Origin of the sequence: Arthrobacter sp. StoSoilB5 (assembly GCF_019977235.1) — a bacterium.
Taxonomy (GTDB): Bacteria; Actinomycetota; Actinomycetes; order Actinomycetales; family Micrococcaceae; genus Arthrobacter.
Map to the genome: position 1 here is coordinate 1162779 of NZ_AP024646.1, position 15482 is coordinate 1178260.

General features: G+C 62.2%; 14 protein-coding genes. 8 read left to right on the forward strand and 6 right to left on the reverse strand.

Annotation, left to right across the window (positions count from 1 at the left end):
* Window positions 1–61 precede the first annotated feature (61 nt).
* Entirely contained in the window at window positions 62–358 is a 297-nt protein-coding gene (locus tag LDN75_RS05415; protein ID WP_223936138.1) for a hypothetical protein, read from the reverse strand.
* Between the two features lie 90 nt (window positions 359–448).
* Between LDN75_RS05415 and LDN75_RS05420 the strand changes: the two genes are divergently transcribed.
* Window positions 449–2866: a Tex family protein gene (locus tag LDN75_RS05420; protein ID WP_223936139.1), complete on the forward strand. Its 2418-nt coding sequence runs from the start codon at window positions 449–451 to the stop codon at window positions 2864–2866.
* A 12-nt stretch (window positions 2867–2878) separates the two neighbouring features.
* Here LDN75_RS05420 and LDN75_RS05425 read toward each other — a convergent pair whose 3' ends face one another.
* Together LDN75_RS05425 and LDN75_RS05430 are read right to left on the reverse strand one after the other, a co-directional pair.
* Window positions 2879–3283 (reverse strand): DUF1622 domain-containing protein, encoded by a 405-nt coding sequence (locus tag LDN75_RS05425; protein WP_223936140.1) that lies wholly within the window; start codon window positions 3281–3283, stop codon window positions 2879–2881.
* Window positions 3284–3310: 27 nt separating this feature from the next.
* Window positions 3311–4228: an MSMEG_6728 family protein gene (locus LDN75_RS05430; protein WP_223936141.1), complete on the reverse strand. Its 918-nt coding sequence runs from the start codon at window positions 4226–4228 to the stop codon at window positions 3311–3313.
* Window positions 4229–4310: 82 nt separating this feature from the next.
* Between LDN75_RS05430 and LDN75_RS05435 the strand changes: the two genes are divergently transcribed.
* From LDN75_RS05435 to LDN75_RS05445, 3 genes are all read left to right on the forward strand, one after another.
* Window positions 4311–5339 (forward strand): adenosine deaminase, encoded by a 1029-nt coding sequence (locus LDN75_RS05435; protein ID WP_223936142.1) that lies wholly within the window; start codon window positions 4311–4313, stop codon window positions 5337–5339.
* Between the two features lie 156 nt (window positions 5340–5495).
* The gene (locus LDN75_RS05440) at window positions 5496–6362 is read left to right on the forward strand and encodes a glycosidase (protein WP_223936143.1); all 867 of its coding nucleotides are present in this window, start codon (window positions 5496–5498) and stop codon (window positions 6360–6362) included.
* A gap of 108 nt (window positions 6363–6470) precedes the next feature.
* Window positions 6471–6785, forward strand: coding sequence for an acylphosphatase (locus LDN75_RS05445; RefSeq protein ID WP_223936144.1), 315 nt, complete (start codon window positions 6471–6473; stop codon window positions 6783–6785).
* Between the two features lie 5 nt (window positions 6786–6790).
* On the opposite strand, the gene LDN75_RS05450 is transcribed toward LDN75_RS05445, so the two are convergent.
* Window positions 6791–7684, reverse strand: coding sequence for a PfkB family carbohydrate kinase (locus LDN75_RS05450; protein WP_223936145.1), 894 nt, complete (start codon window positions 7682–7684; stop codon window positions 6791–6793).
* Window positions 7685–7706: 22 nt separating this feature from the next.
* A complete protein-coding gene (locus tag LDN75_RS05455; RefSeq protein WP_223936146.1) occupies window positions 7707–8480 on the reverse strand; it encodes a GntR family transcriptional regulator in 774 nt (257 codons plus the stop codon).
* 155 nt (window positions 8481–8635) lie between these two features.
* On the opposite strand from LDN75_RS05455, the gene LDN75_RS05460 reads away from it, so the two are divergent.
* Together LDN75_RS05460 and LDN75_RS05465 are read left to right on the forward strand one after the other, a co-directional pair.
* Window positions 8636–10045: an MFS transporter gene (locus tag LDN75_RS05460; RefSeq protein WP_223937492.1), complete on the forward strand. Its 1410-nt coding sequence runs from the start codon at window positions 8636–8638 to the stop codon at window positions 10043–10045.
* Window positions 10046–10124: 79 nt separating this feature from the next.
* Window positions 10125–11123, forward strand: a complete 999-nt coding sequence (locus LDN75_RS05465; protein ID WP_223936147.1) for a nucleoside hydrolase — start codon at window positions 10125–10127, stop codon at window positions 11121–11123.
* A gap of 84 nt (window positions 11124–11207) precedes the next feature.
* On the opposite strand, the gene LDN75_RS05470 is transcribed toward LDN75_RS05465, so the two are convergent.
* The gene (locus tag LDN75_RS05470) at window positions 11208–11960 is read right to left on the reverse strand and encodes a metalloregulator ArsR/SmtB family transcription factor (protein WP_223937493.1); all 753 of its coding nucleotides are present in this window, start codon (window positions 11958–11960) and stop codon (window positions 11208–11210) included.
* Between the two features lie 390 nt (window positions 11961–12350).
* On the opposite strand from LDN75_RS05470, the gene LDN75_RS05475 reads away from it, so the two are divergent.
* Together LDN75_RS05475 and LDN75_RS05480 are read left to right on the forward strand one after the other, a co-directional pair.
* A complete protein-coding gene (locus LDN75_RS05475) occupies window positions 12351–14483 on the forward strand; it encodes a beta-galactosidase (RefSeq protein WP_223936148.1) in 2133 nt (710 codons plus the stop codon).
* Window positions 14474–15454: an ABC transporter permease subunit gene (locus tag LDN75_RS05480; RefSeq protein ID WP_223936149.1), complete on the forward strand. Its 981-nt coding sequence runs from the start codon at window positions 14474–14476 to the stop codon at window positions 15452–15454. Before LDN75_RS05475 ends, LDN75_RS05480 begins: the two co-directional genes overlap by 10 nt.
* Window positions 15455–15482: the final 28 nt, after the last annotated feature.

Here is a 15482-nt window from a genome sequence, read left to right on the forward strand (position 1 = left end):
CAGCAAACCGGCTCTTACTGATCCTGCAGGAAGTAATCCAGCCGCCGCGAAGCGCTCCCCGTTAGAGGAACGCCTCGCGGCCCGTTCCTTCGCGCAGGACGAGTTCGTCATTTTCTATCGAGACGATCAGGCTCCGGGGTTTACCCGCGAGCTTTTTCGTTGCGCTGAGCTTCCTGCTGCGGACTTCAACACCCACCGTGGCGCCTTTCGCCGGCAGTTCCACCGTGATTTCGTCGGCCATTCCCAACAGCATCTTGGTGGACACATCCCGTTCGGACACAGCTTCCTTGCCGTTGACGGTCACGCTCACGTCATCGGAAACAAACCCGTCCTGAAGGATGATGAGCAGTTCCTGCATGGTCCAACTACAGCACTAACAGCGCTCCGGGCATAGGCCTTCCGGAACCCGGACCTGAAAACTGTCGGTCATGTGAGGCAAACTGTCAGGGTGACTCAATCTCTCCAACACCAGTCTGCCGACTCCGCCATCCATGACCTCATCGCCAAAGAACTCGGGGTCAAGGCCTGGCAAGTCAAAGCCGCGGTGGAACTGCTCGACGCCGGATCCACCGTGCCCTTCATCGCCCGCTACCGTAAGGAAGTCACCGGGACGCTCGATGACACTCAATTGCGCGATCTCGAGGAACGCCTTCGGTACCTGCGTGAGTTGGAAGAGCGGCGGAAGACCGTTCTTGAGGCGATTGCAGCGCAGGGAAAGCTGACGCCGGAACTGGAGGCCGCCGTCGTCGGTGCCGATACCAAGGCGCGGCTGGAGGACATCTACCTACCCTTCAAATCGAAGCGCCGCACCAAGGCCCAGATTGCCCGCGAAGCCGGGTTGGAGCCCCTGGCCGATGCCCTGCTCGCGAACCCACAACTGGATCCGGAAACCGAGGCCGCCAAGTACCTCAACTCCGAGCACTCCATTGAGGACCCAGCCGCCGCGCTCGCAGGCGCCCGCGCGATTTTGGTGGAGCGCGTTGCCCAGGACCCTGACCTCGCGGAGGACCTGCGCGAGCGGCTCTGGAAGCAGGGTCGCATGGTCTCACGCGTCAAGAAGGGTATGGAGGCCGAAGGCCAGAAATTCAAGGACTACTTCGAATTCACGCAGGTGCCCTCCGGCATGCCATCGCACCGGGTGCTCGCGCTTCTGCGCGGTGAGAAGGACGGCGTACTTGAGTTGGACCTCGCCGAAGCAGACCCCGCCGACGACGACGCCCTGGCCGCCGCACGCAGCCGCTATGAGAACGCTGTGGCCAAGCGCCTTGGGGTCGCCAACCACGGCCGTCCCGCCGATCTGTGGCTCACCCAGACGGCCCAGCTCGCCTGGCGCGGGCGCATCCTGGACCGCCTTACCACGGACCTTCGCGCGCGTATGTTTGCTGATGCTGAGGATGAAGCAGTGCGCGTTTTCGCTGCAAACCTTCGCGACGTGCTGCTGGCTGCACCGGCCGGAAATCGGTCCACGCTCGGCCTGGACCCGGGACTCCGCACCGGCGTAAAGGTCGCAGTGGTGGACGGCACCGGCAAGGTTGTTGCCACGGACACCATCTATCCGCATGCGCCTGTGAAGAAGTGGGATGAAGCCTTGGCCACGCTGGGTCGCCTCGCCAAGCAGTACAACGTGGAACTCGTTGCTATTGGCAACGGCACAGCGTCCCGGGAGACGGACAAGCTGGCCACCGAGCTCATCAAGTCCCTTGAGGCCGCAGGTTCCAAGGGGGTCCAGAAGCTCGTGGTTTCCGAGGCCGGGGCTTCAGTGTACTCGGCGTCGGCCCTGGCAGCGTCCGAACTCCCGGGCATGGACGTATCGCTCCGCGGTGCTGTCTCCATTGCCCGGCGCCTGCAGGATCCCCTGGCCGAACTTGTGAAGATCGAACCCAAATCGATCGGCGTGGGCCAGTACCAGCACGATGTCACGGCTGCCAAGCTGGACCGCTCCTTGGATGCCGTGGTTGAAGACTGTGTGAACGCCGTGGGCGTGGACGTCAACACGGCTTCGCCTGCCCTGTTGAGCCGGGTGGCTGGCGTGGGACCTTTGCTGAGCGAAAACATTGTTGCGTACCGCAATGAGAATGGCCCGTTCGCCAAGCGCAGCGATCTCAAGAAGGTACCCCGGCTGGGAGCGAAAGCCTTCGAACAGTGCGCTGGCTTCCTTCGGATCACTGGGGGAGCGGAGCCGTTGGATGCTTCCAGCGTTCACCCCGAGGCGTACTCGGTGGCCCGTAAGATCCTGGTGGCGGCAGGCGGCGGACCAGCTACAGCGTTGGATCCGCAGGCATTTGTGGATGGCACTTTCGGCTTGCCGACCGTCAAGGACATCATGTCCGAGCTTGAGAAGCCGGGCCGCGACCCCCGTCCGGCGTTCCAAGCGGCATCGTTCTCCGAGGGCATTGAAAAGATCTCCGACCTCAAGCCCGGAATGATCCTGGAAGGCACCGTCACCAACGTAGCCGCGTTCGGTGCTTTCGTGGACGTCGGAGTGCACCAGGATGGATTGGTCCATGTGTCAGCCCTGTCCAACAAGTTCGTCTCCGACCCCCGTGAGATTGTGAAGTCAGGCCAGGTGGTCAAGGTGAAGGTGCTCGAAGCCGATCCCGAGCGAAAGCGCATCTCGCTGACGTTGAGGCTCGACGACGAACCCGGTACGCCGGGCGGCCGCAGTTCCGGTGGACGCAACTCAGGCAGCGGTAACTCGGGCGCACGCGATGCTGGAGGGCAGCGATCAGGTGGCCAGCCGGGCCAGCGCGGCGGTGGCCAGGCGGGGCGGCAGGGTGACCGGCGTCAGGGCAAGCCACAGCAGACCCAGGCTCCCGCCAATACAGCCATGGCGGAGGCTCTTCGTCGGGCAGGGCTCGGGAAGTAGCCAAACCCCGCGCTACGACGGCACGGACGAGCCATCCGGAACGGACGTGCCGCCGTCGGGCTCCTTCTCCTTTTGCCACGGCCAGCGGCCGGTGATCTCCAGCTCAAGCGAGAAGCTCAGGAATGTGCGGATCAGCACGATGATCGCCAGGACGCCCACGCTCTCAAACGTGGGCGTCACGGCAACGGTCCGGATGATGTCGGCTGCCACAAGGAGCTCAAGACCCAGGAGGATGGAGCGTCCCAGCAGTTGCCGGTAGGCACGGTACGGCGAAAACGGGGCTAGGCCGCGGGCGCGGTTCGGTTGGTAGCCGCGCAAAGCGAGTGGGATCGAGACCAAGGCCCCGATCACCATGACTGCCACGCCGGCGAAGTCCATGTACCGGCCCACCACTTCGATGATGTGCTGGAAATCCATTGCCCTCCCTCGCCCTTACTTGCCCGGCTACTTGACGGGCGCGGGGATCGGGAAGAACACCCGGGGATCCTGGAGGAGCGCCGGGTAATCGAAATCGGAGCGCTTGACCACGTCAGTTACTTCGAAGTTGCGGGCGAACTTGCCCTCAACCGTGATGGGCCGTCCATGAATCAATCCGACAGCGAAGGTCTGGCCACCGTCGAACGGGACGGCGATCTCGGTCTTGCCGGGAAGCGTGTTGAAGGCAGCTTCCTGGGCCTGGCGTTTCCGGGTGGGCTTCTTCTCGAGCACCTTGGCCGGGCGCTTTTTGGGGCCCTTAAGCTGGCGGCGGGACTTCTCTTCCGCGTACACGAATTGGTACTCATCGGTATCGGAAACAGCAGCCCCCTGCTTGGCCTTGCCGTGCGGGGGCATGCTCACCGTGGTGAGCTGTTCCGGCCGGATGTCCTCCACATTGGCGCGCAGGATCCAGAGACGGTCGTCTTCCGGGTCTTCAGGGTGGAATTCGTGCATGGGCTCGGGCCACACGTATTCGAGCTTTTCTTCGACGCCCGGGAAGATCCGCCCGTAGAACTTGGGGTCTTTACCGATGAGCTTGGAGCGATGGCTGAGGTGCAGGTCCTCGTAGCCCAGCCACGGCGGCATGATGATCCGGGAGGCGTAATCAGGGTGTGCAGCCTGCGGCGCGAACTCCGCGATGTTGCCACGGGTGTTGTCCGGGTGGCCGCGCTGGATCCATTCGTCGGCCATTGCCAGGCCGTACATGGTGAGCGCCGGGACGTGGCCCATCCACATACGGACGGCCGGGTGCTGCTGCCAACCGTACTCCGGAATGACCAGTGCGCGGAGGACCTGGAGGGCTTCGACGCGCTGTTTGCCGAGCCTTGAGGTGTCGAGCGCCGCGGCGCTCTCACGGAAATCGGCGAAAGGGAGGAAAGTCTGCATCCTTTCAGTTTGGGGGTCCCGCGGCGAAGAACCAAGTTGAGTGCTCCGGGACACGTACACGGATGGGGCCTAGAGTTGTCGAGTGGAAACTTTTGGCGAGAAAACGACGACGGCGCCCCCGGTTGCCGAACTGCACCTGCACATCGAAGGGACTCTCCAGCCAGAGCTGATCTTTGCCCTGGCCGAACGCAACGGTATCGAACTACCGTATGAAGACATCGAAGAACTGCGTGAGAAGTACGAATTCTCGGACCTGCAGTCCTTCCTTGACCTTTACTACGCCAACATGGCCGTCCTGCAGACCGAGCAGGATTTCACTGACATGACCCGCGCTTATCTTCAGCGCGCAGCTGCCGGGGGAGTGCGCCACGCGGAAATCATGATGGATCCGCAGGCGCACGTATCCAGGGGAGTAGCGCTTGAGACTGTAGTCAACGGCATGGCCAACGCCTTGGCGACGTCGGAGGAGGACTTCGGTGTTTCGACACTCCTGATTGCCGCGTTCCTCAGGGACATGTCCGAGGACTCCGCACTCGAGGTACTGGACCAGCTCCTGGCGATGCACGCCCCCATCGTCGGCATCGGGCTGGACTCGGCAGAGGTGGGCAATCCGCCGTCGAAGTTTGAGCGACTGTACCAGCGCGCCGCCGACGCCGGGTTGCGGAGAATCGCGCACGCGGGCGAGGAAGGACCGGCGTCCTACATCACCGAGGCCCTGGACGTGCTGCATGTGGAGAGGATCGATCACGGAATCCGCTGCATGGAGGACACGGACGTTGTGCAGCGGCTCGTCGCCGAGCAAGTGCCCTTGACGGTTTGCCCACTGTCCAACGTTCGCTTGCGCGCGGTGGACAAGCTCGCAGATCACCCGCTGCCGGACATGCTCGCGATCGGCTTGAACGTTTGCGTGAACTCGGACGACCCCGCCTACTTTGGCGGCTATGTGGACGACAACTTCGAGCAGTTGGCCAAGGTCCTTGAATTCTCGGTGCCGGAGCAGGCCACGTTGGCGGCAAACTCGATCCGGTCCTCGTTCGCGAGCGACGCCCGGAAAGCAGTATTACTGGACGAAGTCACGGAGTGGGTCAAGGCGTCCGTTCCAGGGCACTAAACCCTAAATTTGGTGGTCCAGCCGAGACCCGTCGATCACTTCCGGCCGCCGGGATGTCACACTCGGTCACGACACACGGTGTTTACCAATATCAGTCGCGCGAATTAACAATTCATTGGCAAACTGCAAGGGATTATCCACCGTAGAAGGAGAAGCATGGGCGCGAACACCGCCGAGAACACCAACCTTCGTCTGAAGGCCGTACTGGACATCCTTGCTGAGGGCGTATGGTCTGGAGCCACGCTGAACGCAGGGGAAGTCCTGGCAGAGGCCATTGGACGCGTTCCTTTCAACGACCATGAGGCTGAACTTCTCAGTGGGGGCATTCCCCGCGGCCACAAAACCCTGACGTCGGCTTCGGCCAAGCTGGTCAAGGCCGGCTGGCTGGTCAAGGGGCGTTCGGGCTGGACCATCCCGGAAGACGGCTTGCGTGCGACTGTCGCCTTCCCTGACGTTTCGGCTTTCGCGGAGGCCCTCGACGCCGGAACGCCGGTACCAGCCGACGTTCCCGTGCCTACGGCCCCTCCCGCCAAGGCCAAGACGAAGCGTGCGGCTACGTCAAAGAAGGCTGCTGCTCCGAAGGCTGCCGCCAGTAAAGCTGCCACGGCCAAAGCTGCCACCACCAAGGCTGCCGCTACCTCCAAGGCTGCGCCTGCCGCGAAGAAGGCTCCCACGCGTAAGGCACCTGCCAAGGCAGCGGCGGCTCCCGCCGTCGAGACCCTGCCGCAGCCGGACGCCGTCGCTATTGCCGGTGACTTCAACAAGATCCTTGGCGCTCCGGAAGACTGGGCTCCCCAGTACGACGAAGCCCAGATGGAGTTCAACCCCCTGGTCCAGGTATGGACGCTGACCGCCGACCTGCCGGCTGGTTTCTATACCTACAAGATCGCGCTGAACCGCGCTTGGGACGAGAACTATGGTGCGTTCGGGGTCCGGGATGGCGCCAACCACGAGCTAAACCACGACGGCGGCACTGTCACCTTCACGTACAGCCACGCGACGCACGATATCGTGACGGCCTAGTTCCAGGTTCCTCCAAGTCCCAACTCCAAATTTGCTCCAAGTTGGAGTTGGGACTTGGAGCAAACGGACGTCCTGACGCAGGGAGATTCCGGGGGTTACATTAGGTCCATGGCTGAGTCCCCAGAAACGCACGCTGGTCCTGCCAACGAGGCTGTCAGGCTCACGGCTCGCGTGAGCGGCGTGGTTCAAGGCGTCGGATTCCGGTACTGGACGGCGCGAAAAGCGGACGAACTCCTTCTAACCGGCACGGTCCGCAACCGTTACGACGGTTCTGTGGAACTCGTGGCCGAAGGGTCCACGGCGCACGTTGGCCGTTTCCTGGACTGGCTGAACTCACCACGGGCTCCAGGCAGGGTGGAGAATGTGGAATCAGACGTTTCCTCGGCGACGGGGGAGTTCAAGGAGTTCCGGATCGTGGGTTAGTTGGTTCAGCGGGCCTGCCGCGTCGCCTCGATGTAGTGCGCCAACGGCTTCAACGCAGGCTGTGACGAAGCATCCCGGACAGCGTCCGCACCTACGGCGTTTGCTGCAGCCAGGGCATGGCTGTGTTCAAGTCCGGCCCTCAGGGCTAGAACCAACGCCGCGCAGAATGCATCTCCAGCTCCGATGGTGTTGGCGATATCCGTGACCCGAACGGCAGGAGCTTCGGCCACGCGTTCGCCGTGCTCGAAGATCGCCGAGCCCTCGCCGCCATACGTCACGGCAACCAGTGGTGCGTTCTTGAGTTCGGGGATGAGTGCGTACTCGGTTTCATTGACGATCACCAGGTCGCAACGCTTCAGGAGCTCCGGAAGGATGGGGGCGGCCGGTGCAGCGTTGAGGGCGAAGAATCCCTTGGTGCGACGAGCCGTTTCCAGCACCACTTCCTGGTCCACTTCGAGCTGGCACAAGACGGCTTCTTCCTCGGCAAAGGGCACGCCAACCACGGACACTTCACTGTTGGCGCCCGGGCACACAACTATCTGGTTCTCGCCATCGCTGTCCACCAGGACCAGTGCCGTGCCCGTCGCAGCATCCACCTGCGCGATGTCATCGACGTCGACGCCGGCACCCGCCATTGCGTCGAGGAGGCTTCGGCCAGCTTGGTCCCGGCCTACTGCCCCCACCATGCGAGAGGCTCCTGCGAGCCGGGCTGCAGCCACGGCCTGGTTGGCGCCCTTGCCGCCGGGCTGTTGGCGGAGGACGGCGCCGCCAACGGTTTCGCCGGGCGTCGGGAGGCGGCTGGCGGTTGCCGTGATGTCGAGGTTGATGCTGCCTACAACGGTGAGCGCGGTGCTCGCGGCCGGCAAAATGGGCGCAGAAGACTGAGGGGAGGAGCTCATGGAAGGACCTTTTCGGGAGGATTCAGGAGGACTGGATAACGGAGAGGTGACCGGCTTTGGCAGCCACGAGGCATTTTGCAAGGTAGAACGGGGAGCCCTTGCGGCGGACGTATTGGGTGAGGACCAGAACCGGCTCGGATGGTCGAAGATCCAGCAACTTAGCGCGGCTGGGACCCGCGGTGCTTAGGCTGATTTCGCATTCACCAGGTCCAAGTGACGCCCCCGGAAGCCCGCTGAGGACCTCCAAAAGGGTTGCAGCTGAAAGGGTGGGCGCTTCCGCTGCTTCGGCGAGGGCCTCGGCCTCGGGGATTCCTTGTGCGACGTTTTCCTGCAGGTGGGCCACGGGCTCGCCATTGCGGATCAGCACGCTTTCCCAAAACCAACAGTCTTCGTCGGGCTGGACACCAATTCCGGGTGCCACGAATTCCGAGGCCGGCTGCTTGATGGCAGCAACGCGCTTGACCTGGATGTCCTGGTCCGGGCCACCGAGGAGTTGATCGAACGGGCGGATGTGTTCGATGCCGATCCGGGGCAGGGAATCGGCAACGAAACGGCCCACACCGCGGCGGGCCCGGGTGAGTCCGTCTTCCTCCAGCAGCATCAGCGCTTCCCGGATCACGGTGCGGCTGACGTCCATCATGACGCCCAACTCGGTCTCGGTAGGCAGTAGCGAGCCGGGAGGGAGGAGCTTGGTCCTGATTGCCTCGGCGATGCGTGAGTAAGCCGCAACGCGCAAAGGCTGGCCGGGTTGGGGCGCAATGGGTCGGGACAGGAACTGGACGGCGTTGTCGGTCAAGGGTGCCTCACTTGAGATTGGTTACGGCCACTGTACCCGAAAAATGTGATAGGTTGCACAAGCTCGTAATACATGCTTGTATAACAACTCACATCTCGTGGCGCCGCCTGCGCCCTCGGACAAAGGAGTTTGATGTGAATATCCCCAACACCGCGGTGGAAGCGCAGTCTTCAGTAGCCGCAGAAGCGACGCCGGATACGCGGCCCGGAGGCCGTGCTGCTGTCCTGCTGATCACCACGCTGGTCCTGGCCGTGCTGTCTTTCCAGCTCAATGCCAGCATGATCACCCCGGCCCTCCCGCACATCGGCTCGTTCTTCGGCGAGACGCCCGAGGCTGTGGCACAGGTGCAGTCCATGTTTTTCTTGGCGGGCGCTATCTCGGGCCCGGTGATCGGACGCTGGAGCGACTTCATCGGGCGCCGGACGGCACTGCTCTTGGTCCTGGCCATTATGGGTGCAGGAACCGTGCTGTGCATTTTCGCTCCGAACCTGCCGCTGTTGGTCACTGGTCGCTTCATGCAGGGTGTTTCCAGTGCCATCTTCGCCCTCTCCTACATCGTGCTCAACGAATACCTGCCGGCCCGGCTCTTCGGCACGTCCATCGGCATCATCGCTGCCATCAACGGCGGTGTGGGTGGTGTTGACGGCTACTTCGGTGGACTCATGGCTGAGACGCTCGGCTTCCAGTCGATCTTCGTTGCCGTCCTCGCTTTGGCCGCGATCGCCGTCGTCTGCGTCATCAAAGTTGTCCCGGGCGGGAAATCCGCTGTGGCTCCGGGACGCATGGACTGGTGGGGCGCCGGCTCGCTGTCCGTGTTCCTCGTATTCATTACGTACTTCGTATCCACGGGGTCCTCCGCAGGCTGGACCTCACCCTCCGCACTTGCCCTGCTGGCTGGAAGCATCGCGTCCTTCACGGCTTTCTGGCTCATCGAGAAGAAGCGCGCCACGCCCCTGGTTGCGGTCCACCACCTCCGTTCGCGCCAGGTATGGCCGGTCATCGCCACCACTGTGCTGACGCTCGCGGGAATCTTCGCCATCATCAACTTCACCGTGGTGCTGCTCAGCCAGGACAAGGAGAACGGCTTCGGCTTGTCGGCCTCGGTCGCGGCGCTGCTCTTCCTGACCCCGGCAGCACTGATCGGCGTGTTCGCGGCCCCTCTTGCAGGTTGGATTGCCGACCGCCGTGGCTGGATCAAGACCGTCCGCGTCGGCACGGCCACGAGCCTGGCCTGCGCCATTGCCGCTGCCTTGTTCGCCGACAACCAAGTAGCAGTCCTCATCGCCATCGCAGCCCTGGGCATCTTCTACAACGGCTTCTTCCTCACCGCCATCAACGGCCTGTCCGTCCTGCTCTCGCCCAAGGAAGCACCCGCCGCACTGCCGGGAATCAACGGCGCCTCGTTCGGCATCGGGGCGAGCCTCGGCGTCGTCGTTGTTGCCCCGTTCGCCGGTCAGGGCACCGCAGCCGGGTACTCGGCGGCGCTCTGGATTTCGGTGTCCATCACCGTCCTCGCCTTCATTGTCAGCCTGTTCATCACAGCTCCAAAGGGCGAAAAAATCTAAAGCCCGACGGCGGCACGCGGCGCGCGCGCCCGCCCCACTCCTCTTCACAACACTCCGCCAGATCCTGAAACGAGAGACCATGAATCAGCGCACAGCAGCCCCCTTCTACCTCGACTGCGATACGGGAATCGATGATGCCCTCGCCCTCGCCTACCTGCTCGCAACGCCGAGAGCAGAACTCGTTGGCATCGGCACCGTGAGCGGCAACATCAGTGCCGCAGGTGGCGCCCGGAACACCCTTGACCTGCTGAAGCTGGCCGGGCATCCGGACATCCCCGTGGCGATCGGCGCGCACGATCCGCAGGTCGGGACATTCCACGGCGGGGCGCCTCATGTGCATGGCGACAATGGAATCGGCGGGGTGGACCTGGTTCCGTCGGATCGCGAGCCGATCCAGGCCTCGGCTGCGGAACTCCTGGTCCAGCTGGCTCACCAGCATGCTGGGGAACTGCGCGTTGTGGCTATCGGTCCGCTGACCAATATCGCCCAAGCCCTCCGGCTGGAGCCCAAGTTGCCGGAACTCATAGCCGAAATCACCATCATGGGCGGCGCAGCCCTGGCCCCGGGAAATATCACGCCGGTGGCAGAGGCCAACATCGCCAACGACCCCGAGGCTGCGGCGGAAGTACTCGCGGCCGATTGGAACGTGACGCTGGTACCGCTGGACGTCACCATGACCAACGTCCTGGAAGAAACCCACCGCCAGGAGCTACTGGCATCCGAGCACCCTGTTTCGCGGGCGCTCGGCGACATGCTTGGCTACTACTTCGGCTTCTACGTCGACATTTTCGGACGGGCCTGCTCCGCGATGCACGATCCTCTCGCCGCAGCCATTGCCGTCAGGGGAGTGGAGCTGGCCGTGGCGCCGACCGTTCGCGTGGAGGTAGATACAACCAACGGTCCCAGCCGTGGCCAGACCGTGTGCGATCTCCGTGGACAGTACCTGGGTTTCCCCGACCAGCGCGGTGCGCGTTGCCGGGTGGTGCTGGAAATTGGCGAAGATTTCGCTCCGCACCTACTGGGAACCATGCAGGCAGCATGGCTCTCCGAAGAACAGCTGGCTACTCCCGTCGCCTGACTAACAGAAGACTGAAGCAGCGACGACGACGGCGGCAGCGGCCCGCCGTCGTCGTGGGTTAACCGTCGCCTTGGGTTAGGGCGCCTAGGCGTACATGAGTGAGCCGGGCGTTGTCAGCGTTTCGCCCGTTTCGAGCCACGTCTTGAGGCCTGAGAGGATCATGGGCCAGCCGCCGTACAGCTGCTCGTTGGCGCCTTCGCGGAGCTGATCGTGCGTGACGGTGAGATGGCACGAATCGCCCACGGGCTCGATTTCCCAGGTGATCCGCGATGTTCCTTCCGCTTTGACGTCCTCGCCCCACAACGCCCGCATGGTCTGGACGAGCCGGCGCGGCGGATCGACTTCGATGTTCTCGCCCTCGCCCAATGGCTCATCTGCCTTGACGTTGTGCATTTCAAAGCGGCCGCCAGGAGTCCAGTCCGCCGTGAACGTATTCCCGAACTGGTACTTGCTGCGGATTTCGCTGTTGGTGATGGCGTCCCAGAGCCGTTCCGGAGTGGTTTTGATGTAAATCTCAAAGATCTTTTCCATGGGGCTTTCCAATCTGGATTTGAGGTCGCTGAGTGCAGCGGCCCATGGTTCTGCGTATTTGCTCACCCAGCGATCGTGGATGAGCCGGATGGGGACGGGGTTCAGGAAATGCAACTTTTCACGTCCCCGACGGCGCGTGACCAACAGTCCGGCATCCTCCAACAGTTTGAGGTGCTTGGCTATGCCGAAGCGGGTCATCTCGAACCGGGCTCCGAGTGCGGAGGCGGATTGCCCGTCCTCGCGGAAGAGTTCGTCGAGCAGTTCCCGCCGGGTGGGGTCTGCCAGTGCCTTAAACACGGCGTCCATGTGTTCAGAATAGGTGACCATTTGGTCACGTGTCAACGTCCCACACATGCAGTTCGCTCGGCGCCCTTGGTAGGCGGTCGGGGTACGAGCATCTGCATCCTGTGCTGGGGCACTGAGTGCTGGGATAAAGAGTTTGTTCCAAATCCGATAGTTTCTGAATTTGGTCGGAAACAAATCTTTGCGCCAGTTCAATTTCGCGCGCCTTTACCGGTTGAATAGGCTCGGAAAGTTCAGCATTGTTCGCCTAGGGCCCGCAATAGCAGCGTCAAAGTTACTTTCCAGTTTCCCTGAGCGAGCTGTTGTTATTGCGTAAACTTTACGATAGTTTCTCCCTGTGATGTGTGTCGCACTGTAGTTCCCAGAGCGACCTAGGCCGAGCGAAGGACAAAGATGACCATCGATCCTGAGGACATACGGGCTGCTGAAAAGCGGATGGACCAACTGCATCGACAACTTGGCGGCATCGCCTATGGCGGTGATTACAACCCGGAGCAATGGCCGCGCGAGGTCTGGCTTGAGGATGCAAAGCTCATGCAGCAGGCCGGGGTGAATTTGGTGACGCTTGCTGTTTTCTCGTGGAGCCGCTTGGAAACCAGCGACGGCGTCTTCGACTTCGGGTGGCTGGATGACGTCATGGACCTGATGCACGCCCATGGCATCGGCGTGGACCTCGCGACACCGGACGCCGTGCCCCCGGCGTGGCTCGTGGAGCAGCACCCGGACATCATGCCGGAACGCCCCGACGGAAGTACGTTCGGCTTCGGGTCCCGCCAACACTTTGACGTCTCCCATCCGGTGTATCGAGCCAGGTCACTGGCACTCGCCGACAAGATGGGGGAGCACTACGCAAAGCATCCCGCGCTGCGGATGTGGCATGTAGGAAACGAATACGGGCCAACCTCGTACGGGCCGTGGGCTGAGAAAGGGTTCCGCAAGTGGCTGCAGGGAAAGTACTCCTCGCTCGATGAACTCAACGAGGCATGGAGCACCACCGTGTGGGGCCAGATCTACTCGGACTGGAGCCAGGTCAGGGTTCCCGCGCAGCCACGCACGTGGTCAAACCCGTCACGGCGCCTGGACTTCCACCGCTTCACTTCCGACAGCATGCTGGAGCACTTCAAGGCAGAGCGCGACATCCTGCGCCGCCACTCACCGGACCTGCCGATCGTCACCAACTTCATGCGTTTCTACAAGACCGACGACTACTGGGCATGGGCTGCAGAAGAAGATGCGGCAGCACTGGACATCTATCCCGATCCCCGCGAAGACGACGCCCACGTGGCTGCGGCGCTGAATTTCGACCTCATGCGCTCACTCCGCCACGGCCAGCCCTGGATGGTGATGGAGCAGGCAACAGGTGCAGTCAGCCAATGGTCCGTCAATGTCTCCAAACTGCCGGGCAAGATGAGGTTGGGCTCGTACCAAGCCATAGCGCAGGGAGCGGATTCCATCCTTTTCTTCCAATGGCGGCAGGCGAAGGGTGGCACCGAGCGCTACCACTCCGCCATGGTGAACCACGCAGGCCCGAACACCCGGATCTTCCGCGAGGTCTGCGAGCTCGGCCAGGAACTGAAATCTCTGGCCGATCTCACAGGCACGCGATCCACAGCCAAGGTTGCCATCGTTTTCGATTGGGACTGCTGGTGGGCACTGGAGTTGGGCAACTCGCCGCGCTCTGACCTGAACTACACCCAGGAAGTGTTGTGCTTCTACCGCCCGCTGTTCGAGGCCAACATCACGGTGGACTTCGTTAATGCCGACAGCGACCTGTCCGCGTACAGCCTGGTGATCATGCCAGCCTCGTACTTGCTCACCGACGCCGCGGCCCAAAGGTTCGAAAACTACGTGTCCGACGGCGGCCGTCTGATGGTCTCGTATCTCTCCGGCATCGTGGACCAGAACAACACCATCCGCCTGGGTGGCTACCCGGGCGCCCTCCGCAACGTGCTGGGTGCCTGGAGTGAAGAGATGCACCCGCTTGCTGGCGTGGGCGAGCAAGTTAAGCTCTCCACGGCCGACGGCGGTACCTCCTCGGCCAGTTACTGGACAGAGCACTTGCACACCGAGACAGCAGAGGTCCTGGCCGGCTACTCTTCAGGGCGCCTCGCGGGAGTCCCCGCCATTACCCGCAACAGTTTCGGTGAAGGCAGTGCGGTTTACCTTTCGGCCCGGGTCGAGGACGGATTGCTCAAGCAATTGCTCGACGACGAACTTCAACACGCAGGCGTGGAACCGATACTGAAGGCACCTACGGGAGTCCAGGTCCGGCGTCGTGCTGGCTTGGGTCCTGGCGGCGGCAGTCCTGACGCCGGCGGTTCCGGCGACGCCGCCAAAAGCTTCCTGCTGGTTCTCAACCACAATGACGCGCCTGCCGGCGTAAACGTCCTCGACGGGGGAATAGACCGCATCAGCGGACAGTCGATTCACGGGGAAGTGGAACTTCCAGCAAACGGCGTACTTGTCCTTGAAGAAGTCTTGGTCCCTGAAGACTCTGCAGCTAAGGCGGCAACACCATGGCACTGAGGCTCGACGCTCCGCCCGAGGTTGTCCCGGGCACTGAGCCAAGCAAACAGAAAAAGCGGCGCGTCAAGCCCGGAAGCTGGAAGCTGGCGCTCAAACGGGACTGGCGCCTGTACACACTGTTAGCGCTACCAATGGCATACCTCCTCATCTTCAGGTACCTGCCGATGGCCGGGAACGTGATTGCCTTCCGCCAATTTCAGCCGGGCGGCAGCATCTTCGGTGAGAAGTGGGTGGGCTTCAAATACATCACCCTCTTCATCAATGACCCCAGCTTCTGGCAGGCCTTCCAGAACACCATCATTCTGGGTGTACTGACGCTGCTGTTCTGCTTCCCGATGCCCATCATCTTCGCTTTGATGCTCAACGAGCTCCGGTCCCAGAAGTTCAAAAAGTTTGTGCAGACCGTGGCATACCTGCCGCACTTCATGTCCGTGGTGATCATCGCCGGCATGATCCTGCAAAACTTCTCCATGAACGGCACGGTGAACCAGATCGCGGAATCGTTGTTCGGCAACACCGTGAACTTCACGCAGGATCCAGGCTGGTTCCGGCCGATGTACATCAGCTCAGAGGTGTGGCAGACCATGGGCTGGGGAGCGATCCTCTATTTGGCGGCGCTCACCAGGGTGGATGAATCACTGTACGAAGCCGCAAGGATCGATGGAGCCAATAGGTGGCAACAGACCTGGCACGTGACGCTTCCCGCCATCCGTCCGACCATCATCACGCTGTTGATCCTCAACATTGGCACGTTCATGGCAGTGGGCTTCGAGAAGATCCTGCTCATCTATAACCCGCTCAACTACGCAAGTTCAGATGTCATCTCCACCTACCTGTACCGGGTAGGCCTGGAATCCAGCAACTTCAGCTATGCGGCGGCGATCGGAATGTTTGAATCCGTCATCGGCCTCACGCTGATCCTCTCAGCGAACGCGATATCCAAGCGCCTCGCAGGAACGAGCCTGTGGTGAACAAGACAGCGATTAAAAGTGCTCCTGC

Excerpts from the sequence above, each read along its gene's own strand:
- LDN75_RS05415 (WP_223936138.1), bottom strand. The coding sequence starts at position 358 with ATGCAGGAACTGCTCATCATCCTTCAGGACGGGTTTGTTTCCGATGAC.
- LDN75_RS05425 (WP_223936140.1), bottom strand. The coding sequence starts at position 3,283 with ATGGATTTCCAGCACATCATCGAAGTGGTGGGCCGGTACATGGACTTC.
- LDN75_RS05430 (WP_223936141.1), bottom strand. The coding sequence starts at position 4,228 with ATGCAGACTTTCCTCCCTTTCGCCGATTTCCGTGAGAGCGCCGCGGCG.
- LDN75_RS05440 (WP_223936143.1), top strand. The coding sequence starts at position 5,496 with ATGGGCGCGAACACCGCCGAGAACACCAACCTTCGTCTGAAGGCCGTA.
- LDN75_RS05445 (WP_223936144.1), top strand. The coding sequence starts at position 6,471 with ATGGCTGAGTCCCCAGAAACGCACGCTGGTCCTGCCAACGAGGCTGTC.
- LDN75_RS05450 (WP_223936145.1), bottom strand. The coding sequence starts at position 7,684 with ATGAGCTCCTCCCCTCAGTCTTCTGCGCCCATTTTGCCGGCCGCGAGC.
- LDN75_RS05465 (WP_223936147.1), top strand. The coding sequence starts at position 10,125 with ATGAATCAGCGCACAGCAGCCCCCTTCTACCTCGACTGCGATACGGGA.
- LDN75_RS05470 (WP_223937493.1), bottom strand. The coding sequence starts at position 11,960 with ATGGACGCCGTGTTTAAGGCACTGGCAGACCCCACCCGGCGGGAACTG.
- LDN75_RS05475 (WP_223936148.1), top strand. The coding sequence starts at position 12,351 with ATGACCATCGATCCTGAGGACATACGGGCTGCTGAAAAGCGGATGGAC.
- LDN75_RS05480 (WP_223936149.1), top strand. The coding sequence starts at position 14,474 with ATGGCACTGAGGCTCGACGCTCCGCCCGAGGTTGTCCCGGGCACTGAG.